The sequence below is a fragment of the Alishewanella longhuensis genome, from assembly GCF_014653435.1.
Taxonomy (GTDB): Bacteria; Pseudomonadota; Gammaproteobacteria; order Enterobacterales; family Alteromonadaceae; genus Alishewanella; species Alishewanella longhuensis.
Window position 1 is genome coordinate 69099 of record NZ_BNAO01000002.1, and the last position, 24631, is coordinate 93729.

Below are 24631 nucleotides of genomic sequence, written 5' to 3' on the forward strand. Positions count from 1 at the left end.
CTACCCGCCAGACTTTTTTAACATAGCATCCAGAATTGGCTGCGGTGGCTGGCGATGTTTGCTATCTTTAAGCTATTCATTTTTAACTCTATTAGGCGCTACTATGGCCATTTCTATGTCCGAGCAGGCTATTTTAACAGGCAGCGGTCAAACCTGGCAGCATTGGTTAACCTTATTGGAGCAGCAACAGGCTGCAGCGTGGTCGCATAAAGAGATCGCCGCTTTTCTCGCACAGCAACAGGCCAGCCACTGGTGGGCGCAGATGTTGGCAGTGCAGTACGAACAACATATCGGCCGTCGGGTGCTCGGTCAGGATTGCAGTGGCAGTTTTAGTGTTTCAGTGAATAAAACGCTCCCAGGCAACATGGATGAGGCGCTAAATCGCTGGCAACAGTTGGTAAAAGACGAACAACATTTCGCCGATATTACTCTTAGCCGTGGCCCTGATATCAGCCACACCGAAAAATGGCGCTACTGGCGTTGCGGCCTCGCCGACGGCTCCAGAGTCAATATCAATATTTATCAGAAAAGCCCAGATAAAGCAGCTTTGTCAGTACAGCATGAGAAACTGGAAACTGAAGTGCAGGTTGAATTTTGGCGCAGCTACTGGAAAGCACGGCTGGCCAATATTTAGCTACCACAGCATTTCGCCGGCACTGACCTTAGCACTAATCACTAAACCATCATCAACAGGTAAATGTGGATAGGCTTGCTGAAAATCCTTTGATAAGCAGCCATGGTGAAGCATAAAACACCTTTTTTCCTTTCTCAGCTGTAATGGCTGGCACTGTTTTTGTCTGGTGGCAGTGACGCTACATCTGCTGAGTATGGAGCGCTTTATCCAACAAGCTCAGATACAACCGAGCCGTCAAGGTGGGATACTCCATCATCGGTAGATGACCGGTCGCCGCCATTACTTCATGCTGTCCGTGCGGGAGTCCCTCCCGCAGCACGTCAATGCCCGAGACATGGAACACCAGATCATGCTCGCCCCACAGGGTCAGCACCGGAACAGCTAATTCATCAAGATGCTGCTGAATGCGGAAGCTATCTTCCTGCTGTTGCTGCCACAGCCGCAGGTTGCTGCTCGCACGATCAATCGCCACCTTGGCAGAATGTTGATACAGCGGTCGGGGTAACCAGGGTACTTCAACAAACAAAAAATCCAGCAAGGCCGAAAATTCGCTTTGGTTGCGTGCAATCAATGGTATCTCACCATTAGCCAAAAGGCGCGCCATCTCACTCTCGATGGGCGACTCGATGCCATGAGGGGCACCGATAAAGGCCAGAGATTTGACCTGTTCAGGATTATCGAGGGTAAAACGTGCCGCAATAGCTCCGCCCATGGAGTTTCCTGCCAGGTGGATCTGCTGCACATCCAGCGCCTGCAGAAAGGCCTGGAGTCGTTGCGACTGCATAGCATAGTGATAGCTAGCGTCCTCCAGGCGGGTGCTTTCCCCAAACCCAGGCAAGTCAGGTATCAACAGGCGGAACTTTTTCTTCAGCGGGCGAGCAAACTCCACCCAGTGATCCTTTTCAGCAAAGATACCGTGCAGCAACACCAGTACTTCATCACCTTCGCCCCCTATCAGATAATGCACCCTGTGATCCCCTACGTCGATCTGATGCGCGGTTAAATCAGACATAGCTCGGTTTGCTTTTAGCAGCGGTGCCACAAACAAGCCGGGCAAAAGCCAGTAGAGCGCAGTAATAAGCGCAAGTGGCGCAAGCACCGCCAGCATTACGTTCCGTTTTTTTAACATTGGTCTTTTCCTTGTATCCAAACCGTGGGGATAAGAGGCATAAAACACCTTTTTGCCCTTCAGTTCAAGTACCTTACCCGAAACTCATCTAGGCTTTTTACTGCTGAAGCCTCCGTTTTCAGCTCGTAGCGGATCGGCCCATAGCCAGTCACTGTGAAACGCATCTTCGAAAGGGGAAGGGCTTAGCTAAGGCTGCTTTTTGTGGTGAATTAAGATGTGGTAAAAGTTGTACTTTTCTTAGTATTTATCCGTATAAAAGGGATTAAGGAAAATTATCTGAGGATAAATCATGAGATTACTCTTTTTAATTATTATATCTATGCTGCTTGTTGGCTGCTCAATCTTTGGGCATACCGGTGTTGAAAATGCCCCTTACACCCTGCTTCAAGCCGATGAACAACAGCGGATTGAAGTACGGCGTTACGACGCTATGGTCTTAGTTTCCACCAGCATGGCCGGTGATGGCCGTAACAGTGCTTTTAGAAAGTTGTTTCGTTATATCAGTGGAGAAAACGAAGGCGCAACGCCTATCGCCATGACCGCCCCAGTGTTTATGGATAACAACAACGCTATGACGCAGGGCACAAAGATTGCGATGACCGCTCCAGTTTTTATGAACAATCAGGCCAATAACGCCATGATGTCTTTTGTGATGCCAAAAGACTTTACCTTAGACAGCACTCCAAAACCAACGGATCCCGATGTGTTAGTTAGCGAGCTTAACAACTATACTGTTGCTGCTATTCAATTTAGCGGCACCTTAAGTAAGCGTAATGTGGCAAAACAAACTAAGTTGCTACAAGACTGGTTAGCCGCAAACGGCTATATCGCAGCAGGTGAACCGATAGAAGCAGGCTACAATGGGCCGCTTACGCTACCGATGCTACGTCGCAATGAAATACTTATTGAGTTAAATTTAACCAACAGCAACAACGCAGCCCCCTAGTTAGTCAAACTACCAAATAGGATATTTCTTTTAAGATGTAGAGGTCTGCGAGCTTTTGATAAAACTTTTTTATAAAAACATTAGCACTTCACATGCCTGTTTTACCGAAAATAGCACAATTGAAAATGCCGCCAAATTGGCGGCATTGTTCTAGGTTAAATAAACCGAAGCGCAAATATTACTAAGGCAAATCAAAGTACGCCCCAATACTAGCTAGCGCGTGGTTTCGCCTTGGCTTTTGCTTTCGGCTTTTGACTTTTTTGCAGATCAATAGTGGTTTCAGTGGCTTTATTAGAACGCCCTGTCAGTACCTTGCGTGAGATAGTTTTTAACAAAGATCCCCGATTACTCACTTCAAACCCCGGTTTAACCACCCGCTTGATACTGCTACCAATCAGCTTTTGGATACGCTCTAAGGTTTGCTCTTCTTCGCGACTGACAAAAGAAATGGCATTACCCGAGGCGCCAGCACGGCCAGTGCGGCCGATACGGTGCACATAGTCTTCCGGTAAATACGGCAGATTAAAGTTAACCACGTAGTCCAGGCCCTGAATATCCAAACCGCGGGCAGCGACTTCAGTGGCAATTAACACCTGTAATTTTGCTGATTTAAAATCGGCGATAGCGCGCCGTCTGGTACCCTGGCTCTTATCACCATGGCAAACCGCCGCATTCACTTTGTTTTTTTGCAGATCGGCTAACAAGCGGTCGGCTTGCTCTTTGGTACTGGTAAACACCAACACCTGAAACCAATTATGCTCAGCAAGTAATTGTTCAAACAACTCGATTTTACGGCTTTCTTCTACCGGATAAACCACATGATTGACCGTATCAGCCGTACTATTGGTTTTGGCGACACGAATTTGTTGATGGTTTTTCAGGATCTTATGCGATAACTCATTGACCGCCGGTGAGGTTGTCGCGGAAAACAGCATGGTTTGACGTGAATCAGCAGTCATTTGCAGTAACTTTAACACATCGGTGCTAAAGCCCATATCCAGCATGCGATCGGCTTCATCCAGCACCACAAACTCGACATCACTTAAAATCACGTTACCCAGTGCCATATGCTCTAGCAAACGGCCCGGTGTACTGATCACTAAATCAACACCTGCAATGAGTTTATTGGCCTGGCCACCCATTTTTACCCCACCGTACAGCGCGGTAACACTAATGGGCAAAAACTGCGCATAAGCCGTTATGGCATTGGCAATTTGTTCGGCTAATTCCCGGGTTGGCGTAAGAATTAACGCTCTTGGGCGACGTTCGGTGGTGGCTTTGGGTTTATCCAGCATCCGCTGTAAAACCGGAATCGCAAAAGCGGCCGTTTTACCGGTACCGGTTTGCGCGGTAACTTGTAAATCTTTACCACGACGGGCTGGCACTATGGCCTGTGCCTGTACCGGTGTCATTTCACTGTAACCGCATGCCAGCAAGGCGCGTTGTAAATCGGGTGCTAAATCTAACGATGAAAATTGCATATAGGTTCCTCTGCAATGTAACTGTATGAGGACCTCGAGATGCACAAAGCTGGCAAAACGTTAAATCCTAATGTGTTGCTGTGTATAATACTAAGTGCTACTCAGCGCTCTCAAGATCAAAATCGAGATCGGTGCGTGGTTTAAACTTAGATGCCTTGGCCAGGATCTCCAGGTAAAACTGGGGATATTCCTGTGCTACTGCTGCATCAATATGTTTATTAATTTCCGAGTTAAAAATTTTAACTGCGGTTTCTTCTGATGCACCAAACCGACAATCAAACGCCCAGTAATCTTGCCCTGCAGGCAAGGCTTTGCCGCGCTCGCGTCTTAAATATTTTTTAATATCATGCTTAATCGAATCTACTAAGCGCGCGGTATTCAGTTTTGGGTGGGTTAACGCGAATGTTTTTTTCATTAAAATTCCTACAGGTGTACACTAAGCGTAAACAAAGCACGCTTCTGGGCGCATATTCTACATGGATCTGCCACAGATAACTGCCACTATCTGCTATTTCAGCGTAAATCATTGCCCTTTTGCGCATAAAGCGGCTTTGGGGCCAGCCGCCAGCTCCAGTTGACAAGCTTCTTCCCTTGCCAGATAAGCATGGTAAATCTTGCTTAACTCCCCTTGTTGCATCAACTGTTGTATTAATTGTTGCCAAGCTTCAGCTTGGCTAGCACTAAAGGTCTGCCGTTGTAATACTAGGTGATGTGCTGTACCGGTTAACTCGGGTGCCCAATCTAATAACTGGTATAAACCTTGATCGAGCTCGTCGGCTAAAAAATAGCGGTAAATAGGCGGCTGCGAAAACATCGCCTGGATCCGCCCCCGCTTTAACGCATAAAACAGCGTGGGTGCATCAGGGTAATACAGCACCCGTTGTGTTTCCGCTAAGACAGTCAGAATCTTATCCAGCGGTTCTCCATGCTTAAAACCGCGTACAGCGCCAAAGTACAGGTTAGTATCAGCAATAAAACCTGCCGCATCCCGCTGCTCTCTCGGCAGGCTGGCCGGCACAATAAGGTAGTTTTTCAGCTGCATATAAGGGATAAACCAGCTATGTTTAGCGCGCTCTTCCGTTAAAATGCCGGTACTGGTCATATCAAGTAGTCCCTGCTCCAGATTGTACCAGGTGCGGGCCCGTGGCATGACTTCAGCCGTCAAATTACAGCCGGTGCGGTTTTGCAGTAACTGCAGCAAATCATGGTCTATACCGGTTCTGTCCTCACGGTAGATATGGCCATAATAGAACAGCCCTACCAGCAAGGGTCTATCAGGGCAATAACGTTCTGAAGCACCTAAGGGCAAACTAAAGCAGAGTAAAATAAACACGCAGCAAGACCTAAGCATAAACCAATTCCTCCTGAATTTGGCCTTAAGTTTAGTCAAGAAAATGCGTGATGCTGGCAGAAATGGCGTTAAATAGCGCAGCATTGCAGCAAAGCTAAAACCCAAGTTTTTGGCTCAGATAAAGCAATGCGGCTAAATTAAGCACGACGGTAAACCAAAACTGCCATAAAAACGACCGTTTTTGCGATTTATGCCGCAGGTAGCGCTGTGCCAGTAAGGCGCCAGGCCAACCGCCCAGCAGTGACACAAATTGCAGAGTTGATTCAGGTGTGCGCCAGCGGCCAGCCTGCGCTTTGCGTTTATCAAACCAATAACTAAGGTAAGTAAAAATACTGAGTAACAAGTAGCCCGCCACAATAAAGGCAGGTAGTTTGCCCTGCCAAAACGCCAACAACAATCCAGCAAAAAATAGCATCACCCCTAGCAATGGCAGAGCAGAAGCTGTTTTTGGCGCTTTGAGACGTAACTTTTCGCCAGCAAAGGTCACACTCGCCGCCTGAAGTCGCCCCTTGCTATCCTGACTAACGGTATAGGTTACGACTTCACCGATGACGGGGCGTCGTGCCCTATTTTGTAGTGCTTTAATATGTAAAAATACCCGCTCACCTTTTAGCATTGGCTGAATAAACCCAAAGCCTTTTTCATCATCCCACTGGGTAATCTTTCCTTTTAACCGCATTAAAAATCCCTAATTTTTATCGTTTTAATCCAGATCGCCATAGGCAATCCTATTTTCAAATTGCGCACAACCAGCAAAGTCGTTAATCAGTTCCAAAACAAAATAACCGCTGCGACAACAAATATTAACTTGAACAATTAGATTACACATGTAATAGTTTAAATATTACAACAGTAATCAATGGTAACGATATGACTGAAATTAGCAATGCGGAACTGGTAGTGATGCAGGTTTTATGGCAAACCCCAAACATCAGCGCTAATGACGTGGTGGCAGCATTAGATAACGCCATAGAATGGCACGAAAAAACCGTAAAAACCCTATTAAACCGTTTAGTGGCGAAAGGGGCGCTGGGCTTTGAAAAAGACGGACGGGCCTATCTTTATTACCCCTTGATTGCCAAACAAGATTATCAGCAGCAACAAAGCCGCAACTTTGTGGAGCGGCTGTTTGCTGGCCGCATTACCCCGCTGGTTGCCGGCTTTGCCAGGCAAAACAAGCTTAATGCTGATGATGTTGCGCAACTCAAGCAGCTCATAGCGCACTGGGAGCAAGAGCAGGAGCAAAAACATGATTAACACCCTGTTAGAAGCCACTCTCCCGCTGTCCGTTTTGCTGGTGGTACTGCTGCTGGCACAGCACACCTTAATGTCACGGCTCGGTGCTGTTAATCTTTATGCCTTATGGCTGGCGGTACCGATGTTTTTGTTGGTTAAACTAACGGCTGCGGTAGTATCAAACAGCGGTTATCAGAACCCCGTTTACTATTTTACGGTGTCGTTACCAGCACTTACTGTACCAGAGCAGCTCAACAGCTGGCTGCAAGCATCCTCCTGGTTAGCTCCCATTTGGTTAGCCGGCGTACTTGTTTGTCTAACCATGTTGGGGCTTAGCTACCTGCTTAGCCGGGCACAGTTTTATCGGGCTTCCCCGGTTATCACAAAAGGCTTTTCCGGTTCCCGGCAAGCCGACGATCAAAATGGCCCCTGGATCACCGGCTTTCGCACCCCCAAGGTATTGCTCCCTAACGACTTTTTCAGCCGCTTTGATGCCACCCAGCAGCAACTGATCCTAAAGCATGAGCTCACGCACTGGCGCCGTGGCGACTTACATCTAAATTATCTGGCATTGGCTATCGTCAGTGTGTTCTGGTTTAACCCATTGGTTTGGCTGGCTTATCGTTATTACCGCCAAGCCCAGGAACTGGCTTGTGATGCCGAGGTTACCCGCAATGCGGGCAAGGTAGAAAAAATTGCTTATGGTTATGCTTTACTAAGCAGTACACAGCAGTCACCGCGCACCTGGTGGCCGCTTACTCATCATTACGGAGATTTTAACACTATGAAACAACGTATCACTCAGTTACAGCGCCAGCATGGCTTTAGTAAAACGATCTTACTTAGCACCATGGCTCTGGTGGTTATTGGTACATTATTACTGCAGCAACCGGTATTAGCCGAGGGCGCTAAATCTGCGCAACTGGCATCGGTTACCCGTATTGAACCGCGCTATCCGATCCAGGCCGCACAACAAGGCATTTCTGGTTATGTGCGGCTTACTTTCGATGTCGATGCTCAAGGTAAGGTTAGCCATGTTCGCGTGGTAAAATCTTCACCTGAACAAGTGTTCGACAAAGAAGCGGTACGCGCCCTGGAACAATGGCAATATACCGCAACAGGTGTGGCACATAAAGATCAGCAAGTTCAGCTTAATTTTGAACTCGATCTGATTGAATCTGATATTGAACAACTAAAGGTAACACCGACTACCGATAAGAGCACAAGTTAAGCCTGAAAACCGTGGGCTTTTTTAAAGTGCAATAAGGCAGCGTTTTGCGCAGCGTCTTCAATGACGCTGCGTTATTGCATTTTCTGGTAGCTGGCCAGTAGTCTTGATAGCAAGGCTACGCCGCTATTTCGACTGGCCAGCAAAGGTGGCCGTGGCAAGCCGGTATAACACGGCATCAACATCACCCAGCGCATCCTGGTGTATATAGCGTTTAATAAACTGCATGCCAAGCTTGCGCATCACACCGATGGAGCCCTCATTTGCCGGCATCGCAATTGCCGACAGGTATTTTACATGCTGGTTTTGCGCCAGTACGGCTTTTGCTACGGCCAGAGCAGCTTCGCTAGCATAGCCCTGCCCCCAATAGGCACGTTTAAAGCGCCAGCCTATTTCTACATCATCAAGGCTTGGCGTAGCGGTGTTAAAGCCCATTGGCCGAATCAATACCCAACCTAAATAGCTATTATCGGCTTGGCGCCGTACTTGCCAGATCCCAAAGCCTGTTGCCGGATCCCGGTATTTCGCCATCCGTGGTAGCATTACGTCCTTAATGGCTTGCATGCTGGTACAGTTACCACCATTGATATAGCGCATCACTTCTTCGTCTTGATCGACTTCAAATAACAAGGCTGCATCTTGCTCAGATAGCAACTGAAAACTTAGACGCTGACTAGAGGGTATGTTTAACATGGTGTTTGTATCCTTAATAACTACTTATTCCTTACTAACAAGCCAACAGTGCTTTGCAAACTAACCACTGCCGGCTTAGCTGTTAATTCGCATAATCTGCACCCAATAACACGCACCTAAGCTTAGGTCGACAACAGCAACAAGCTCAAAGTAGCCTTAGCGTAAAAACAACAATACCAAGGGTATGGTTAACATCGCAAAAAGTGTTTGCGCAGTAATAATCGCAGCCATTAAAGGCGCATCACCGCCTAACTGCCGGGCCAGGATATAAGCAGAAGTCGCCGTTGGCATGGCAGCAAAAATAATCAGCACCTGTGAGGCCAATGCAGAGAGTTGCAGCCCATATGCTACGCCCCAGGCAATAAGCGGGAACAGCAAAAGTTTAATCGCCGATGAGATATAAAGTACCCGGCCTGATGATCTAAGCGCACGTAAATCGAGCGCCGCACCAACTGACAGCAACCCCAAAGGCAAGGCCATTTGCCCAAGTAATCCTAGCGTGGCAGAGAGCGTTGCAGGCAGTCCACCCAATAGATTTAGCAGTACACCGGCAAAACAAGCGAGAATAAGCGGGTTCGTTGCTAAGGCCTTAAGCGTCGGCAGTAGATTTGCAAACAAACCTTTCTCGCTGGCAAAAACCAGTACACAGAGGATATTTAAAACCGGGATCATCACAGCAGCAATAATCGCCGCTATCACTAAGCCTGCTGCAGACAATAACGCCGAGGTCGTGGCAAGCGCAACAAAGGTATTAAAGCGCATACTGCCTTGATAAAACGATGTGTAAGCGGCAAAGCCTACCCCCAATGGCTTTTTTAGCAATAAGCAAATACCACTGACTAATGCCAACAAGATCAGCACAGCCATTACAATCTGCAACGACTCTGCGCCTGAAAGACTGGCCTGACTCAGGCTATTAATAAGTAATGCGGGGAAAAGCAGATAGTAAGTAAGGCGCTCTGCCGGTGCCCAAAAGCCCTCGCCGGGAAAGCCATGGCGACGGGCAAAGAACCCCACCATTAGTAACGCAAAAACAGGCACTAATGCCAAAATTATCTGTAGCATTTTCTTTCCTCAAGCCTTCGATAACAAAGGCACTGCCTGAGTATCCCCCGCTTTCTAAGCAAATTCCCGGGGGCTTAAATTTGACGTTTTCTGGTTAGATTTTGTTCTTCTGGCGGCGTTTATATCGCGAAACGAGGAGTGCGATACGCGGTACCCGATTTAGCCATTCTAAAACGCTTTCTTCTTAGGCCGACCACTCTAAATTCAATAACGGCTGTAACCAGGTTGTTCTAAGCTCTCAGCCGAGTGATTTTCGTGGGCGTGCCAGTAAATAACCTACCCAGGCGAATGGGAAATAGGCGCCGATTAAATCAACAACAATAAACCAGGTGGGTGCGGGGATCATCTTAGCAGCAAGAATACCACCAATAAAAAAGCAGCTTCCTACAATTAACGCACTAAACAGCCTGTGTTGCACCGCTATTTTCGCAGCAATAAAAGCGCCCAACAGGGTACCAACAGCATGAGCCAAAAAAGGAAAAATAAAATGTCGAACTTCGAGTTGTGGTAAGGCTGCACTGATGCCTTCAGCAGTTGTCATATCCACACCCGGTGGCAGCGCAATAATATGACCACTCACGGTAATAAGTGCCATATTGACCAGGCTTCCAACAATAAGCCCAAGTAAAACAGCAAACAGTAGTTTTAACCATGCCATGCAAAATACGCCTTTTACTTTTTCAAACTACTCGCCTCAAGTATTGGCAAGCCAGCTTCGGTTGGGATATAAATCCGTTCACCATTACCATCTTGCAACCCTTTAATCCAGATGTAACGCAGATATTCTGAGTTTCCTTTTAACGACTCACCAATTATTCTGTTCGACTCGGCAGCGGCTTTTGCTCGCTCAATATCAGCCAAACCTTCAGCTTTCGCTTTCACCAGTGCAGCTTTACCTTCAGCCTCAGCTAAGGTTACTCTGGCATTGGCTTGCATAAGTGACGCAGTTTCACGAGCTCTGGCTTCTTCAATTAAGATTTGCTTACTCCACTCAGCTTCTTTGAGTGCCGCTCTGCCGCTCATTTCCATGCGATAGAGGTTATATTTCGGCCAAGCCCAAAGTGAAAGTACAATAAAGCCAATAATGGCAAAAAATAAGAAGATAACTGAGCCTAACGCTAAAACTTGTCTATTTTGATACATCTTAATTTCCTTGGTATTCAGTGCAAAATTATCAGCCTACCCACTACGTCTAAAACGTTAGCCTAAATTTATTGCTCGAAAGTAACGGTTTAACGCCGTTACTTGGCAAGCATTTGCAAACGCTCTTCTTCTGCTTTAATCATAGCAACTAACTCGCCCATATTGGCTTGAACACGCGCCATACCAATTTGAGCGCCTTGGTTCATCAGTGTTGGCATTTTTTCTATGGTTTTTTTACCGGTGTCGGTGGCATAGAATTTATTAATTTCCCGTAGTTCAGCTGCAGTGAACTCAGTCGAGTACATTTTAATAAACTCTGGTTTTAAACTGTTCCAGCTCATGTAAGTGCTAAAAAATTGCATCATGACATCTTTATATGGCAACAGTTCTGGGTTTTGCTGTAACTGTAAATCCATCATTTGTGATATGGAGTGGTGCATTAATGCCTCCATCTCCATACTTTCCAGCAGCATTTCTGCCTGTATTTCTGCTTCAGAACTGGCATAAACCGCGGGTACTAAGCCTAAAAAGGCAATCAATACAGATGCTCTCAACACTTTCATTTTCTTTTCCTTGATTCACATAGCCTTATAACAAGGCGTCAGATATTACAGCGTCCGGCTTAATTAACCGGAAAGGCATGCAACTTGTAAACATGATGTAATGAATATTACTCTGCCCGAGAATACTTTACAACGTGCTAACGCTAAAGCTGGCATAGTCACCTTGCCGCCGTTAACTCCGCGGCAAAATCGGTAAAACTTTGCAGATCAAAAGCCTGTGACGCCGGGTTCATAAAACCATGTTCATAGGGCGTAACGACCGCATCAACCTTTGCCTTTTGCGATAACGCCAAACACAGATCCGTTACCGCAAAATGCGGTTCACTGGCGGCAAGAATAACCTTAACAGCTATTTGGGGCTGTAAATCCAGATGCTTATAGATTTGCCCCGGATAAAACAATACCCCATGCTGAATACGGCTATGGCAACCTTGCTCGCCCGCAATAGCCCACCACAATGCGCTAGCGCCAGCGCTAAAACCAATAGCTAAATTAATCGGCTCATTCCATGACGCTAAATGCCTCGCCACCAGCTCAGCGTACTGCTCATGACCACACTGTGCCGTATAGGCTGCGTATGCCTGTTGCTCTGATAAAAAGGCTTGAGACTTACCCTGATAAGGATCCAACAAGGTAAATTGCCGCTCAGGCGCAGCCAAGGCGCTAAGCAATGGCTGTAAACCATGGCATTGGCCGAAAATATCCGTAACAATTAAAAAGTGCTGCATAGGATGATTAAATCAGTTTTTAAATACAGAAGCGGGTAAAGCTGCTTAATGAATAATATTCATCATTAACGCTTTACGCCATCTATGCTTTAGCAGAGCTTATGCGTAATAAACCCTTTTTCTCTTAACTTGTGCCCTACTTTTACTAGCGCATCTAGCGCAGGAAGCGGTTCATAACCTAATGCGGTCAGCTCGTACTCTACCGAGGAAGGTAACGTATCACGCACATTCCGCTGCACTGCATCGGCGCAGAGCAATGCTAGCACTCTTATCATCGGAGTTACACAAAGCATATAGCCCATTTTTTACCGGCCAGGAACTTACCGCCGAACAACGGCATCTAGAAGGCGGCGTAACCCAGGTGCAAAAAGCGGCGCTAATCAAAGGCGTAATCGACTTACTGGTAGAGGTACTGCAAAAATCCCCTGCAACCACCGTGGTGGTCATTGCTGAAGTTGCGCTGGAAAACTAGGGAATTGGTGGGCTCCCTGTTACAAAGTACCGGCGCTCAATAAAAGCGCCAGATAAAAACACCACTCCAAAGACCAATTATGCCGCGATAGAACAAAACTGACAGCAGCAAAGCTTATTAACCAAGGTACTATGCAAGAGCTGTTAAACATTATTACAATTTTCTACTTTAATACCGCACTAAGCTGCGCCATGATGATAGGTAAACTTAAGTCACTTCGAGCTGCGAGTGACTTGGGTCTATTGGCACACTTTGTTGCCGAAACCCCGGCAATATTAGCTCAAGAGGACGACAGCATGGCACTAGATACTACAGGCGTAAAGCTACAAGACAGGCCCATTGCGCAGGTCAGGGAAGAAGTTGTTGACCAGCTTATTATGAACTACAGCCACGGCGTAATTTCAGAACAAGCCTTTGAGCGGCGGCTGGATATTGCTACCAATTCTGATGATCACCTGCTTTTAGCCGAGCAAGTTGCCGATTTAAGCTTACTGCCAGATGCCAAGTATCGGGCGATGTGGGCGCAGAACTTTAACACCTCAACTGCACAACAGCATCACAATGAACACGCTACTGATGTAGCGCCAGGCGAGCGGGAACGTTTGCTATCTATCTTAAGTAGCGACGAGCGCAGTGGTCCATGGCGGGTGCCGCAGCAACTCACTATTATTAACGCCCTATCATCAGTAGAGTTGGACTTTTCAGAAGCCGTGTTCGAGCATAAGCAGATTACCCTGCATACTGCCAATTGGCTTGGCAGCATTAGCATTTTAGTCCCCGAGCATGTCGCGGTAATTAGCGACGTCAATAATTTTGCCGCCTCAAGCAGTAACGATGTTGGCTCGGCCGGGCCGGGTAATACCAAAACGCATTACATTCGGGTAGAAGGCTATTCGGTGTTAGGCTCGCTCAGCATTAGTATAAAACGCAGCTTAAAAGAGCGTTTTACTGACTTCGCTAAATCGGTTCGCACGGCAATGGGGCTTAAGTAGCCGCAACGAGTCACTCAGGACAGCAGTTAATAGGGCCTTCCTGAGTAAACTTATGCCGGTATTGGCTTGGCGTAAATTCGGTGTAAGCAATAAACAATTTGCGAAAAGAACTGACATCTTCGTAACCTACTTGCAAAACAATCTGTTCAATGGGCTGATTGGTGGTTTCTAATAAACGTTTTGCATGTTCAACACGTAACCGCTGCAGGTAATTCAGCGGTGTATCTTTTAACGCCACTTTAAAACGGCGCAGCAACGTACGTTTACTTAAATGAAACTGCCCGGCTAATGCCTCTAAGGCAAAGGGCTCAGCCAGTTGTTTTACTAAATGCGTCTGTATTTGTTTTACGAGCGCATCATTATGTTGCTGGCCAATGGATAAATCCATATAGGGAATTTGCGAACTTCTATTGGGATCTGTCAGCATCACTTTGGCAATTTGCCGGGCGAACGCCTCGCCAACCAGTTGCTCTGTTAGCGCCAAACATAAGTTAACATTAGACGTAGTGGCCCCTGCGGTTAGCAGATTACCGTCCTGCACCAATAATTTATTCAGCTGTAAATGCACATCAGGATACAAGCTTTGAAAAACGTCTTTAAAAAACCAACTGGACGTCGCATTTTTATGCGATAACAAACCACTTGCCGCCAGAATAAAAGTGCCAGTACAGTTCGCCGCAATCAATTTGCCATTGGCTGCTGCCTGCTGCAATTCAGCAAAATAACCGCTGGAAGACTGCGCTATCGCAGCAAGCTGCGCACGGTTATAAGCATAGGCTGGCGGCAGAATAATCGCGTCGGCCTCTTGCCAACGATGCGGTTGCACTGCCAAGCTCACCCCTTGCTTTAACAGCAGTGGCTTACCATCGGGCGAGACCAGATAACAATGTAATAAAGGCTTAGCCTGCTGTTTCTGCTGATACTGCCAAAGGACATTGCAGTATTCAAAAAAATCCAACAACCCAAATAGATCGCTACTAATACTGTTATTGGTAGCCAAGACAGCAATTTGCTTCACACTTCCTCCACTTGGCAATATTCACCTTATCTTTATTAATAGTGACACTGAGTTTCAGTTTTAGCAAGGCCTAGACCAGGGCGTGTTAAGGTTAAGGTTAATGATGACAAACACAACCAACTATTGGTGGCATTAACTAACATCTGACGAGGTCAGATTGTCACTGCCCCCCCAACCTGAGCGTCATATTTCAGCTTTCTCAGTAAGCCTTATTTTTGGCCATGATAAATAAAGTTCACTAAGTGTGGCAGCGCACAGACCTGTTCGCTTGAAGTAGGTTAAAAGCGTCGCAGTTTACTAAAGCTTTATGCCGGTGCATTGAGCTAAGCAAGGAAACATCATGACCAAATATTACACTAGGCTGTTAAGCGGCAGTTGCAAGGGCTTATTTGCCCTGCTAATGCTCACGCTGCTGACAGCCTGTAACATGGATAAAAAAGACCCTATCCTTGGTGTAGATCCGATTGAAGGCTTAACGTCAATAGTGGTATCACCTCAAAATAGCAGCATTGCTGCAGGCTTAAGCCAGCAATTTACCGCTCTGGGCGTATACGCTGATGGCACTTCATTAGATATCAGTAATAAAGTTAGCTGGAGCTCAACCACAGCGACGGTAGCAACAATGAATCATCAGGGGCTGGCACTGTCGATACATTCGGGAACTACTGTTATAACTGCCGCTTTTGCTGGTAAAACTGCCAGCAGCTTATTAACTGTAACCGATGCTGAGTTAATAGGTTTTAGCATCAGCCCACTGGACACGAGTATCGCTGCAGGTTTAAGCCAGCAATTTACCGCTATGGGTGTCTATACTGATGGTAGCACTGCAAACATAAGCCGCGTGGTGGCTTGGCAGTCAAGTAATCCGGCAATTGCTGTCATAGCGGCCAATCAAACTGACCATAGCGGCTTGGCAACTGCCGTTGCACCGGGTAACACTGAAATCAGCGCATCAATGGGTGCACTGTTTGCTTCTACCAACTTTATGGTCACTGATGCAGCTTTAATTGCGATTCAGTTAACGCCACAAAACAAAAGCTTATTTGTTGGCCTAAGTCAGCGTTATACAGCCACTGGCGTTTATACCGATGGTACCTCACAGAATATCAGTGCTTTGGTGAACTGGACATCCAGTGCTACGGATATCGCCACTGTTGACAACACCGCTAGTCCTAGTCGCGGTATAGTTTCAGCAATCAGTGCCGGTAGCAGCCTAATCAGCGCAAGCTTAGCAGCAATCACAGCTGAGACTAGCTTGACGGTCAGCGCAATCACCTTAAGCAGTGTGCTGGTTACACCTGCTAATAGTAGTGTTGCCGCGGGTTTATCACGCCAATATGTTGCTACTGCAAACTATGCTGATGGCAGTGCTTTTGATGTCAGTCATGTGGCTATCTGGGCTTCAAGCGATACTTCCGTAGCCATTATGACCCCTAATGGTAATGATAACAGCGGCATAGTGAACGCACAGCAGGCTGGTAGTGCAGAAATCAGCGCCAGTTTTAGTCAGATGTCTGGTACTGCAAACTTAAATGTTACGGCTGCCACCTTAACGAGTATATTAATTACTCCGACAAATAGCAGCATTATTGCAGGACAAAGCCGGCAATACACCGCTACCGGCGTGTATTCTGATGGGTCCTCCGAAAATTTGACCGCGCAGGTTAACTGGGTTTCATCAGATAACATGATTGCCGTGCCAAATACCAATATGACCAGTAATAGTGGTTTAGTGACGGCTGTTAGTGCCGGTACAGCGCAAATACAAGCAAGTCTGGGCACAATCAACGCACAAACAAACCTGACGGTCACCAGTGCCATACTGAGCACTATTAGTGTAACCCCGGTAAGCTCCAGCGTGGCCGTAGGCTTGAGTCGGCAATTTACCGCAACTGGTTTATATTCCGACGGTTCCACGCTAAACATTACACAGAGCGTTACCTGGGCCTCATCCAACACCCAAGTGGCAACTTTAAATGCCAATAGCAATAATAACAGTGGCTTAACTACCGGCCAAGCAGCAGGCGAAGCGCAAATAAGTGCCTCGCTAAGTGGCAAGACTGCTGCTGCAACACTCACCGTCACCAATGCTAGCTTAAACAGTATTAATGTTACGCCACAAAACCCCAGCATAGTGGCCGGCTTAAACCGCCAATTTAGCGCCACCGGTAACTATAGTGATGGCACCAGTGCAGATTTAACGCCCATAGTAAACTGGACTTCCGGTAATGTTAGCGTAGCCAGTATGAACGCTAGCCAGCAAACCAATAGCGGTCTGGCGACTGCTTTATCCGAAGGTATGTCTCTGATAAAAGCCAGTTTAGCGGGGATTGAAGGTAGCTCCACCCTAACCGTTAATGCCGCCAGCCTGGTGTCTATTAACGTTACGCCGGCGAATGCCTCCGTGCGCGTTAATCAAAACCGCTCTTTCACTGCAACCGGCACCTATAGCGATGGAAGTACACAAACAATAAGTAGTTCCGTTGTTTGGACATCTAGTAATACCAATGTAGCAGTGCTTAATAGCAATCATCAGACAAACAGCGGTATTGCTACCGCTCTCGCTGCAGGCTTAACGGATATCACGGCTACTGTTGGCACAATTCAAGACAATGCCGTTTTAACCGTAACCGCCGCTCTAGCCAATAATCCACAAGCCCCCGAAATGGGCGAGCTAGACCGTTTTGTTATGATAGCCAGCCAGGCTATTACCACAACCGTAGGTTCTACCATTAGCAACGGTGATATGGCTATCCTCGATCTGGCACGAACGGCTTATGCCGGCTTTACCCAAGGTCCGGTCGCAGGCCAATTTACCCAACTCAGCAATGGCGTGTCTTTTGCGCCAGATGATACAACTCCGCCTTATGTTGTGCCGGTTCCTTATGCCTCTATGGTGGCTTTCATTAACCAGGTTCGTACGGATCTAGGTATAGCGGCGACCTTTTTAGCGGCAAATCCTAACCCAGCAGCAGCGACTCAGGCGTTACCTTCAGAACTAGGTAGCTTAGTGCTAACTCGTGGCGTGTATCGCAATGCGGGTAACGTCATTATTCAGCAAGGCAACGTGACGCTAGATGCACAGGGCGATCCTGACTCAGTCTTTATTTTTGTCATTGGCGGTACACTCAGCACGGGTGCGCCCGGTGGAAGTATAGAGTTGATTGGTGGCGCTCAGGCTAACAATGTTTACTGGCGTACCGGCGGAAGCACCGTACTTGGTAGCAATACTCAATTTGCCGGAAATGTGTTTGCTTGGCCACAAATTAATCTGGGCACTGGCGCTGAAGTAACTGGCCGTTTGTTCTCTGTGACCGAGCAGGTCACGCTTGATGCCAATAGCGTTACCAAAGCTCAGTAACGGCTGCTTGTATTAAAAAGGATAAGAAATGAAAAATTTGATGATACGACATGACTGTAGCAGTTTATTAGCGGTCAATGGCTGTTTGTTACTAATGCTGAGTTTTAACAGCCTAGCAAGTAGCGAAACTGATTATAAAGCGAATGGGTGGCATGTTGGCATTAATTTGGGTCAATCCTCTGCCAAGATTGATGGCGACAGTATCAAAGCTAATTTGGAAAATACTGGCTTCGACGTCAATGCGCTCAATCAAGATCGACACGATCAGGGTTACAAACTCTATGCTGGTTATAAGTTTTCGTCGTATTTTGTGCTGGAAGCAGGCTACTTTGATTTGGGTAGGTTCAGCTTTAACGCTAATACTTTGCCGGTCTCAAATTACACCGGACGTACCGGAGTAAAAGGCTGGAATCTGGACCTGGTCGGTATACTCCCGATATCCGATAGCTGGTCTGTGCTGGCTAGAGTAGGCGTAACCCGTAATGATACAAAAACCCGTTTCAGCAGTAATGGCTTGATCAATACCAGTGTCAATAATCAGGACAACAGCTATACCAAACATAAATTTGGATTAGGTGTGCAATATGATATCTCTGACGCTTTTATTGTGCGTTTAGAGGCTGAGCGTTACCGTATGGATGATCTAGTCGGTAACGATGGCGATGTAGATCTTTACACCCTGGGTGTCGTGTATCGGTTTGGCAGTAGACAGCCTCAACCTGTACCGACAACAACACCCGAACCTTTAACGAGAGTGGCTACCGAGCAGGTAACACAAGCTAGTCCTGTGATACCAGAGCCGGAAGTCCTGGTACTGGAAGATGTGCACTTTAACTTTGATACAGCGGAGTTAAATAATGATACAAAAGTGATGTTGCGCCGGCATGCCACCACGCTTAAAGCGAACCCTAAAGCTCGGGTTCGTATTGCAGGTTATACTTCAGCAAGTGGATCTGCGGCTTATAATCAGGCATTAAGTGAACGACGGGCAGAATCAATCAAAGCCTTTTTAGTCAGCGAAGGGATTAATGCCAACCGCTTTAAAACCATAGGTTTTGGACAACGCAATCCGGCTAAATACGAAGCGAAACCCTCAGCTTTACAGTCAGATGCCGCCAAAGCAAACATGCGTGGTTTGTTTGAAATTATCATTGAGTAAGCACTAGTTAACTGCTTAGTGGTCCGCTGATATAGCGGGCTCTAAGCATATAAATCTGCCACCAAAGATGTTAATTGTGGTGCGTACAATGTGGCAAGCAAGGTCGTATTACCTTAAGAATTGACGATTGCATACTGCCGTTTGCGATATTTGGGTCATGATACTAATTCTAAATGCGGAAACAGACGGCCCTGTGCTTCTGAAGATAAAGTCGCCAATAAATGATTGTGTTGTGGGTGAAGTCTCAGTTTTACTAACATACTGAGCTACCTAAATAAGTATTGCAGGCGTTGAAAAACCGACTGAGTCTATCATAGCTGGAAGTAAGGAAACTTTGCTTGCGTTGCTTAGGAAATGTCAGCGAGAAAGCATACTGTAAAATTTTAACGCAGAAACCAAAGCCGCACAGGTTTGTCACGCTACCAGCTTGCATACCAAAATCAAGATCCTTGATTACCTCTCTATTTCGCTGTTTTAAGAAGATTTCTAGCGAACAGTTATGAGCCAACGAACAGATAGAACTAACCTTTTAACCCAAGACTTATAGGCTGACACATCGCCATGCCCAAACTTGGCAATATTCACCTTATTTTTATCAATAGTGACACTGTGTTTCAGTTTTAGTCAGGCATAGACTAGGGCATGTTGACGTTAATTATGACGAACACAACCGACTATTGGAGGCACTATGAACAGCAAGAACGCAGAAGTACTCACCATCCTCGCCTGGCTAGGAAATTGGTTACTTATTTTATGGATAAATTTTGCAGCTGAGCTTTCTCTGATGATGCATTTTGTCGCCATTCCGGTATTGCTGATTAGCACAGCCCTTGGCGCAGGACGGTTGTTTGAAGACTGGGCCAATCCTTGCTAACAACACTGATTTCCCCCCCGCTCTTCAACCGCATCGCCCCGCAACAACCTAATTTAGCCAGCTGTTGCGGGACGGAGTGTGTAGTATCTGCAACGGAGCAGCTTTACTCGCTCCCGGCCAGCTTGCTGGCAAAAAATCGAGCCTTGAGTCCTATACTGCAAGTAACAGGTTTATACTGTAACCTGTAACACAGGCGGTGCCCAACACCACCAACACAAAAGCTGCCATTAATGGCCACCTAAACAACCGTTTTAAGATAATCAGCTCAGGCAAACTGGCACCAGCACCGCCAATAGTGAGCGACATTACCGCTCCCAAACTAACGCCTTTCGCCACCAAGGATGCCGCGATAGGTAACATACTACTGGCACGGACATAAAGTAAAATGCCGGCCAGCGCTGCGGCCGGTATTAACCACCAGGGGTTAGCGGCACTCATGTTTTGTAAGACGCTTGCCGGCACATAACCATGCACTATCGCCCCCACAGCGACGCCCAAAGCCAAGTGAGGTACAAAGCTGCGCGTTTGGCTGATAGCCTGGCGCAAGGTACTTTTCCAGCTAAGGTTGGGTGTTTCAGCCACTGCCTCGCCCGCTTTGCAGCCACAACTACCTGGCAAGCTGACAAAGCGCTGAAAGTTAAATTGCTGCAACAACACGCCACTTAACATTGCCACACCCAGTACACCAGAGCCGTAAATTAGGGTGAGTTTTAGACCAAACATTAACCAGAGTAAGGCAATTAGCACCGGATTTAACAACGGTGAAGTAAATAAAAACGTCATTACCGGACCAAAGGCGGCATTGGCACGCAACAGCCCTACCATCATCGGCAAAGTAGAACAGCTACAAAACGGAGTAATAGCACCAAGTAAGGCAGCTGTAAAATAACCACTGCGGCCACTAAGTAATGCCTGTACTTTGTGCCGGGGTAACTTATGTTGCAGGTAAACTACCAGCATACTAATCAAAACAAACAACACGAGCATTTCACTAAAGGTGACGATAAAAAACTGTACCGCCGACAACAAGGTAGCATTAAACATAGCACTCTCCAATTTCATTATTCCAGAAAAATAGAAATATAAATTAGATGGCTGCTCCTAAAGTGCAGCATCCGCCAAACATTTCCACTAATGCAGAAATATTATATTTCCATAAAAATAGAATTGTCAACACAGTTCGATGAAGTTAGAATTAAACTCTACCTTTTGACAGGAGCACGCCATGCAACTTGAACTCGCCGCCGCACGCTTAGCAGAGCTGGGACACCCTACCCGCTTGGCTATTTTCCGTTTATTAGTCAAAGCTGGCCAGCACGGTATTAGTGTCGGTGACATTCAGCAACAGTTGGATATTCCAGGTTCGACCTTGTCACACCATTTATCACGCATGATTAAAGTAAATTTAGTAGAACAGCAGCGCGACGGCCGTACCCTGTACTGTCGGTTAAAGTTTATTGAGGTTGAAGCGCTGCTAGGCTTTTTATATGACGAATGTTGTGTGGCCGAGGGCCAGCCAGGCTGGCTTAGCATGCCAAACCGCCAATGCTAATTGCTGTTTACGCTAACCGGTTTAATATTATCGCGGCTATTCAATAATATTGGGGTACTTCTGCTGATGGTTAGCCAAAAACTGAGGGTGTTACACGCATAGTACCAAAAACGTTAAAGCAATGATATAAAAAGATATTGTTTGGTCTTATCTCTTGTTTGGCGTGATAATTTAAAGCACTTTGCAGGCCACTTTTAATGACGTCAATCTCAGCAGTACTTTTACTCAAATCGTCGAAATCCAGCTCAAGATGCCCATGCTGCCGCTAGCCAGTAAGTGGATGAGCAAAATAGAGATCGCTGGCGTTTAGTAATAAACGTTCTGCCAATAGTTGGCTGGAGGTACTGTGGTACAAATCACAACCAAGGATGGAGTTTCCCATACTAAAGCTGTGAAAGCGCAGTTGATGGGTACGGCCACTAAGTGGGCTAAACTGCACCAAGCTGCGATGTGGCGCGGTAAGCCGCTGCAATACACTAAAGGTACTACTAGCCGCTTTGCCAGTATGATGCAAATTATCACCCGAAGAAACTGGCTTTTATCTTTGGCAATGCTAGATGTAATATCACATCTGCAACCCAAAACGCTTAAAAAGGCACAAAAATGCATATTCACTTTATTGTCCATGAACACTTTGAAGCGCCAGGCGCCTACGAATACTGGGCAAAACGCCACGGTCATATCCTTAGCTACTCCCGAGTTTATCAAGGTGAGCCTTTGCCAGACAATATTGCAACTATCGATTTTTTGATTATCATGGGCGGGCCTCAAAGCCCGGCTACAACCACAGCACAGTGTGCTCATTTCAATACAATCGCTGAACAGCAAGTCATTAAGAAGGCCATTAACGCTGGCAAAGTTGTACTGGGTATCTGTTTAGGTGCACAATTAATTGGTGAAGCCCTTGGGGCAAGATACCAACATAGCCCGGAGCGTGAAATTGGTAAATTTCCAATCACATTAACGGACTATGGTGTAGCACACCCGCTGTTTAATCATTTTGGCAAGGTGCTGGAGGTCGGACATTGGCATAACGATATGCCAGGGCTAACAGCGGATGCACAAATCGTTGCTTATAGCGAAGGTTGTCCGCGTCAAATTGTCGCTTATACGGATCTGGTGTTTGGGTTTCAATGCCACATGGAATTAACTAAAGATGTCGTGGCGTTGTTAATTGCGAACGATGATCTTAGTGTTGTTGCACATAATCCTTTTGTTCAAGCGCCAAACATATTACTTAATCATGACTACGATGAAATGAATCAGAAGTTATATCTATTTTTAGAAAAACTAGAAAAAGTATACAAATCAAAAATTTTTAATTAATTGCTTACGCTACCTTCTCTAAGACTGTCCGGCGCTATGGCGCCGTTTTAGCGTGCCGGGTACCACATAATCATAGCTCACTGCTAAACAACTACTCCTCTGGGTCGACTTTGTTTTATAACTTCAATCAATCCGATTTTTTCTTGCACTTGTAGTCCCTAAAACTCACTAAGTGCGACATCGCACAGACCCGTTGCTTTGCACTGTGTTAAATACATCGCAGTTGATAACAGCTTTATGCCGGTGCACTAAGCTAAGCAAGGAAAGATCATGAGCAGATATTACACTAAGTTGTTAGACTGCAACGCTAAGGGCTTCTTTGCCCTATTGTTAATCACGCTGCTGGCTGGCTGTAACGCAGATAAAAAAGACCCTGTGCTTGGCGTAGAACCTATCGAGGGTTTAACCTCAATACAAATATCACCCGTTAATCCCAGTATAGCGGCAGGTCTAAGCCAACAGTTTACCGCCTTGGGTATTTATGCTGATGGCACGTCAGTGGATATCAGCAACAAGGTAAGCTGGACTTCTGCCACCACAACGGTTGCCACTGTTAACGCTCTGGGATTAACACAGGCCTTGCAAACGGGTAGCTCTGTGATCCGAGCCTCTTTTGTCGGTAAAACGGCCAGCAGCCTGCTTACCGTTACGGATGCCGAATTAATTAGTTTTAGCATCGAGCCGCTAGATGCCAGTATTGCTGCGGGCTTAAGCCAGCAATTTACCGCTACCGGTGTTTATTCTGATGGCAGCATTGCCAATATCAGCGGTAATGTTGTCTGGCAATCCAGTGATCCTGTGATTGCCGTAATGGCAGCCAACCACACGGATCGTAGTGGTTGGGTTAGCGCCCTGGTACCCGGCAGCACCGAAATCAGCGCCACTATAGGGACCTTGTATGCCTCGACCAATTTTACGGTAACGAATGCAGCCTTAATGGCAATGCTATTGTCTCCAGAAAACAGCAGTTTATATATTGGCATTAGCCGCAACTATACTGCTACCGGCATTTACTCTGACGGCACCTCACAAGATATCAGCGCTCAGGTTAGCTGGGCCTCCAGTAACAGCGAGGTGGCTACGATCGGTAGCAACCCTTCTGCCAATCCGGCAGATAGCACGCAGGGCGTGGCCCTGGCACTCAGTGCCGGCACTAGCCAAATCAGTGCCAGCTTAGACTCGCTCTCCGCTGAAACCACCTTAACCGTTCGTGCGGTTAGCGTAAACAGTGTGGTCGTCACCCCCACTAACAGTACTGTGGTTGCCGGTTTGACACGGCAGTTTATTGCAACCGCCAACTATAATGATGGCAGTGCGGTTGACGTAAGCAACACGGCTATCTGGGCATCCAGCAATACGGCCGTGGCCATTATGAATCCTAATGGTAACAACAACAGTGGTTTGGCAACCTCACAGATGGAAGGCAGCGCACAAATCAGTGCCAGCTTTAATGACCAGTCTGGCTCAGCAAACTTAACCGTGACCGCCGCCAGCTTAAACAGCATCCTCATCACACCCGCCAATAGCAGTGTCATTGCCGGACAAAGCCGCCAATATACCGCAACGGGCGTCTATTCTGATGGCTCCTCTGAAAACCTGACCACACTGGTTAACTGGACCTCGTCAGACAATGCTATCGCGCTGCCTAATGCCAGTATGAACAGCAACAGTGGTTTAGTG

Annotated in this window: 27 protein-coding genes; 12 read left to right on the top strand and 15 right to left on the bottom strand. The window is 46.7% G+C overall.

What is annotated here, in order from left to right; all coding sequences use genetic code 11:
* The first annotated feature begins 103 nt into the window (after positions 1 to 103).
* Positions 104 to 634: a hypothetical protein gene (locus IE163_RS04260; protein ID WP_189430585.1), complete on the top strand. Its 531-nt coding sequence runs from the start codon at positions 104 to 106 to the stop codon at positions 632 to 634.
* Positions 635 to 812: 178 nt separating this feature from the next.
* Here the strand turns inward: IE163_RS04260 and IE163_RS04265 are convergent, their stop codons facing one another.
* Positions 813 to 1763 carry an alpha/beta fold hydrolase gene (locus IE163_RS04265; RefSeq protein ID WP_189430587.1) on the bottom strand — a complete coding sequence of 317 codons (951 nt, stop codon included), beginning with the start codon at positions 1761 to 1763 and terminating at the stop codon, positions 813 to 815.
* A 289-nt stretch (positions 1764 to 2052) separates the two neighbouring features.
* On the opposite strand from IE163_RS04265, the gene IE163_RS04270 reads away from it, so the two are divergent.
* A complete protein-coding gene (locus IE163_RS04270; RefSeq protein WP_189430588.1) occupies positions 2053 to 2709 on the top strand; it encodes an SOUL family heme-binding protein in 657 nt (218 codons plus the stop codon).
* A 209-nt stretch (positions 2710 to 2918) separates the two neighbouring features.
* Here the strand turns inward: IE163_RS04270 and IE163_RS04275 are convergent, their stop codons facing one another.
* The 4 genes from IE163_RS04275 to IE163_RS04290 all read right to left on the bottom strand — a co-directional run bounded on the left by IE163_RS04275 (position 2919) and on the right by IE163_RS04290 (position 6220).
* On the bottom strand, positions 2919 to 4190 hold the full coding sequence (locus IE163_RS04275; RefSeq protein WP_189430590.1) for a DEAD/DEAH box helicase: 1272 nt from the start codon (positions 4188 to 4190) through the stop codon (positions 2919 to 2921).
* Positions 4191 to 4287: 97 nt separating this feature from the next.
* The gene (locus IE163_RS04280) at positions 4288 to 4605 is read right to left on the bottom strand and encodes a DUF6172 family protein (RefSeq protein WP_189430592.1); all 318 of its coding nucleotides are present in this window, start codon (positions 4603 to 4605) and stop codon (positions 4288 to 4290) included.
* 108 nt (positions 4606 to 4713) lie between these two features.
* A complete protein-coding gene (locus tag IE163_RS04285; RefSeq protein ID WP_189430594.1) occupies positions 4714 to 5541 on the bottom strand; it encodes a substrate-binding periplasmic protein in 828 nt (275 codons plus the stop codon).
* A 94-nt stretch (positions 5542 to 5635) separates the two neighbouring features.
* The gene (locus IE163_RS04290; RefSeq protein WP_189430596.1) at positions 5636 to 6220 is read right to left on the bottom strand and encodes a DUF1294 domain-containing protein; all 585 of its coding nucleotides are present in this window, start codon (positions 6218 to 6220) and stop codon (positions 5636 to 5638) included.
* Positions 6221 to 6411: 191 nt separating this feature from the next.
* Here IE163_RS04290 and IE163_RS04295 point away from each other — a divergent pair, with 191 nt between their 5' ends.
* Positions 6412 to 6798 (top strand): BlaI/MecI/CopY family transcriptional regulator, encoded by a 387-nt coding sequence (locus tag IE163_RS04295; RefSeq protein WP_189430598.1) that lies wholly within the window; start codon positions 6412 to 6414, stop codon positions 6796 to 6798.
* Positions 6791 to 8008: a M56 family metallopeptidase gene (locus IE163_RS04300; RefSeq protein WP_189430600.1), complete on the top strand. Its 1218-nt coding sequence runs from the start codon at positions 6791 to 6793 to the stop codon at positions 8006 to 8008. The genes IE163_RS04295 and IE163_RS04300 overlap by 8 nt, the downstream gene beginning before the upstream one ends.
* A 123-nt stretch (positions 8009 to 8131) precedes the next feature.
* Here the strand turns inward: IE163_RS04300 and IE163_RS04305 are convergent, their stop codons facing one another.
* The 7 genes from IE163_RS04305 to IE163_RS17965 form a co-directional block, all read right to left on the bottom strand.
* Positions 8132 to 8698 (bottom strand): GNAT family N-acetyltransferase, encoded by a 567-nt coding sequence (locus IE163_RS04305; protein ID WP_189430602.1) that lies wholly within the window; start codon positions 8696 to 8698, stop codon positions 8132 to 8134.
* A gap of 156 nt (positions 8699 to 8854) precedes the next feature.
* Positions 8855 to 9763, bottom strand: a complete 909-nt coding sequence (locus IE163_RS04310; protein ID WP_189430604.1) for an AEC family transporter — start codon at positions 9761 to 9763, stop codon at positions 8855 to 8857.
* A gap of 238 nt (positions 9764 to 10001) precedes the next feature.
* Positions 10002 to 10421 (bottom strand): hypothetical protein, encoded by a 420-nt coding sequence (locus IE163_RS04315; RefSeq protein ID WP_189430606.1) that lies wholly within the window; start codon positions 10419 to 10421, stop codon positions 10002 to 10004.
* A gap of 14 nt (positions 10422 to 10435) precedes the next feature.
* Entirely contained in the window at positions 10436 to 10906 is a 471-nt protein-coding gene (locus IE163_RS04320; protein WP_189430609.1) for an SPFH domain-containing protein, read from the bottom strand.
* A gap of 98 nt (positions 10907 to 11004) precedes the next feature.
* Positions 11005 to 11469, bottom strand: a complete 465-nt coding sequence (locus tag IE163_RS04325; RefSeq protein ID WP_189430612.1) for a DUF2059 domain-containing protein — start codon at positions 11467 to 11469, stop codon at positions 11005 to 11007.
* A 158-nt stretch (positions 11470 to 11627) separates the two neighbouring features.
* Positions 11628 to 12197, bottom strand: coding sequence for a dienelactone hydrolase family protein (locus IE163_RS04330; protein WP_189430614.1), 570 nt, complete (start codon positions 12195 to 12197; stop codon positions 11628 to 11630).
* Between the two features lie 89 nt (positions 12198 to 12286).
* Positions 12287 to 12499: a winged helix-turn-helix transcriptional regulator gene (locus IE163_RS17965; RefSeq protein ID WP_189430616.1), complete on the bottom strand. Its 213-nt coding sequence runs from the start codon at positions 12497 to 12499 to the stop codon at positions 12287 to 12289.
* Here IE163_RS17965 and IE163_RS04340 point away from each other — a divergent pair.
* Positions 12454 to 12669, top strand: a complete 216-nt coding sequence (locus tag IE163_RS04340; RefSeq protein WP_189430618.1) for a tautomerase family protein — start codon at positions 12454 to 12456, stop codon at positions 12667 to 12669. The genes IE163_RS17965 and IE163_RS04340 overlap by 46 nt on opposite strands.
* Before the next feature lie 131 nt (positions 12670 to 12800).
* Positions 12801 to 13661 (top strand): LiaF domain-containing protein, encoded by an 861-nt coding sequence (locus IE163_RS04345; RefSeq protein ID WP_229833424.1) that lies wholly within the window; start codon positions 12801 to 12803, stop codon positions 13659 to 13661.
* A 10-nt stretch (positions 13662 to 13671) separates the two neighbouring features.
* Here the strand turns inward: IE163_RS04345 and IE163_RS04350 are convergent, their stop codons facing one another.
* Positions 13672 to 14679: a GlxA family transcriptional regulator gene (locus tag IE163_RS04350; protein WP_189430620.1), complete on the bottom strand. Its 1008-nt coding sequence runs from the start codon at positions 14677 to 14679 to the stop codon at positions 13672 to 13674.
* A gap of 340 nt (positions 14680 to 15019) precedes the next feature.
* On the opposite strand from IE163_RS04350, the gene IE163_RS04355 reads away from it, so the two are divergent.
* The 3 genes from IE163_RS04355 to IE163_RS04365 all read left to right on the top strand — a co-directional run bounded on the left by IE163_RS04355 (position 15020) and on the right by IE163_RS04365 (position 20073).
* Complete coding sequence (locus IE163_RS04355) at positions 15020 to 18040, top strand: Ig-like domain-containing protein (RefSeq protein ID WP_189430622.1); 3021 nt, start codon at positions 15020 to 15022, stop codon at positions 18038 to 18040.
* Between the two features lie 28 nt (positions 18041 to 18068).
* Positions 18069 to 19199 carry an OmpA family protein gene (locus IE163_RS04360; RefSeq protein WP_189430624.1) on the top strand — a complete coding sequence of 377 codons (1131 nt, stop codon included), beginning with the start codon at positions 18069 to 18071 and terminating at the stop codon, positions 19197 to 19199.
* 688 nt (positions 19200 to 19887) lie between these two features.
* Positions 19888 to 20073 (top strand): hypothetical protein, encoded by a 186-nt coding sequence (locus tag IE163_RS04365; protein ID WP_189430626.1) that lies wholly within the window; start codon positions 19888 to 19890, stop codon positions 20071 to 20073.
* Between the two features lie 150 nt (positions 20074 to 20223).
* Here the strand turns inward: IE163_RS04365 and IE163_RS04370 are convergent, their stop codons facing one another.
* On the bottom strand, positions 20224 to 21117 hold the full coding sequence (locus tag IE163_RS04370; RefSeq protein WP_229833425.1) for a permease: 894 nt from the start codon (positions 21115 to 21117) through the stop codon (positions 20224 to 20226).
* Positions 21118 to 21298: 181 nt separating this feature from the next.
* On the opposite strand from IE163_RS04370, the gene IE163_RS04375 reads away from it, so the two are divergent.
* The gene (locus IE163_RS04375; protein WP_189430630.1) at positions 21299 to 21625 is read left to right on the top strand and encodes an ArsR/SmtB family transcription factor; all 327 of its coding nucleotides are present in this window, start codon (positions 21299 to 21301) and stop codon (positions 21623 to 21625) included.
* Between the two features lie 265 nt (positions 21626 to 21890).
* Here IE163_RS04375 and IE163_RS04380 read toward each other — a convergent pair whose 3' ends face one another.
* Positions 21891 to 22139: an RluA family pseudouridine synthase gene (locus tag IE163_RS04380; protein ID WP_189430631.1), complete on the bottom strand. Its 249-nt coding sequence runs from the start codon at positions 22137 to 22139 to the stop codon at positions 21891 to 21893.
* Between the two features lie 89 nt (positions 22140 to 22228).
* On the opposite strand from IE163_RS04380, the gene IE163_RS04385 reads away from it, so the two are divergent.
* Positions 22229 to 22951 (top strand): type 1 glutamine amidotransferase, encoded by a 723-nt coding sequence (locus IE163_RS04385; RefSeq protein WP_189430633.1) that lies wholly within the window; start codon positions 22229 to 22231, stop codon positions 22949 to 22951.
* A 270-nt stretch (positions 22952 to 23221) separates the two neighbouring features.
* A partial coding sequence (locus IE163_RS17730) for an Ig-like domain-containing protein (protein WP_229833426.1) occupies positions 23222 to 24631 on the top strand: 1410 nt, incomplete at its 3' end.